The sequence below is a fragment of the Bradyrhizobium sp. P2_E8 genome (assembly GCF_056403875.1).
Genome location: NZ_JBFUES010001488.1, coordinates 1 through 1,248 on the forward strand (window position 1 = coordinate 1; position 1,248 = coordinate 1,248).

At 66.1% G+C, this 1,248-nt stretch carries 2 protein-coding genes; one reads left to right on the top strand and one right to left on the bottom strand.

The annotated features are described in order from the left end of the window. Positions 1 to 34: 34 nt before the first annotated feature. Positions 35 to 877, bottom strand: coding sequence for a protein-disulfide reductase DsbD domain-containing protein (locus AC1D00_RS41660; RefSeq protein ID WP_477014711.1), 843 nt, complete (start codon positions 875 to 877; stop codon positions 35 to 37). 142 nt (positions 878 to 1,019) lie between these two features. On the opposite strand from AC1D00_RS41660, the gene AC1D00_RS41665 reads away from it, so the two are divergent. Continuing rightward, on the top strand, positions 1,020 to 1,248 hold a 229-nt coding region (locus AC1D00_RS41665), incomplete at its 3' end, for a YqgE/AlgH family protein (protein ID WP_477014712.1).

Here is a 1,248-nt window from a genome sequence, read left to right on the forward strand (position 1 = left end):
TGGCTATGGGTCCCGGCCTTCGCCGGGACGACAGTCACTCCAAATTCGTATTGAACTCGTACGACTTATCCGGCGCGACCAGCGTGAACTTCAGCGCCGCCCCGTCGGGCTTGGCGCCCGGCGGCAGCCCGTCGAGCTCGAAGGAGAAGCGTTTCACGCCGGGCGGGCTGGGCTCGACCGGTGCCGGGATCGGCAGCGACCAATCCGGCGTCGGCCCCTCGACGAACAGATTGACCTTGCGTGCATCCGCCGGCGCGACGACGTCGACCACCACGTTCTTGGGCCCGTCGCGCCTGACGTCGCGGATGGTCAGCGGATTGGGGTCGCCGATATTGGCGGGCTTCGGCACGGTGTCGAGCGCTGCACGCAAGTTCGCGTCCTCGGTCGAGGCGACGCTGTTGAAGCCGAGCTCGGCGCTGGCCTCGACAGGAATGCAGAGCTTTTCGCACACCGCGTAGTTGATCTCGGCGCGCAAGGTCACCGGCTTGTCGGCGGCCTTGGCGACGATGCGCAGGGGCAGCACGACCTGGTCGCGATAGCCGATCGAGTGGCCGCCCGCGCCGTCGTCGAATTTCAGCGGCGCCGGCCACATGACCGTCACCGCTTCGACATTCTCCGATTTCGAGAAGTCGAACCGGGGAGGAACGCCGGAGTCGCCGGGCGTACGCCAGTACGTCTTCCAGCCCGGCTGGAGCTGGAAGGCGATACCGCCGAGCAATACGGCGCCGCTGCGTGATCCCGCCAACAGCCGCACCGCGGAATGTCCGTCGCGCTGCCAGGGCGAGGCGTCGTCCGCACGGGCTGCGAGGGCCAGTGACGACGCAAGCAGGGTTGTCGCGACGCCGATCGCCGCACGCAGGGGAACTCTTGTGAGCATGGTACGTCTTTACAGGGGCAACCCGGGGCAAACCATTGAATTGCTTGTGATGGATGCACTCGAATCAAGTCTCTGCAAGCCTTGATTTGACAGCGGTCGGGCCCAACATCAGGATAGGAATTGAAACCGGAGTGCTTCACCGATGGCTCCCACAGGCAAGAGGACGGGCGAAAGCACCCGCAGCACGGGTCCCGCGCCCCCCAGTTCGGCCGGCTACCTCGACGGCCGCCTCCTGATCGCCATGCCCGTGATGGGCGATGCGCGCTTCGAGCGCTCGGTGATCTACCTCTGCGCCCATTCGGCCGAAGGCGCGATGGGCATCATCGTCAACCATCCCGCCGGCAGCATCGACTTCCCCGAGCTGTTGCAGC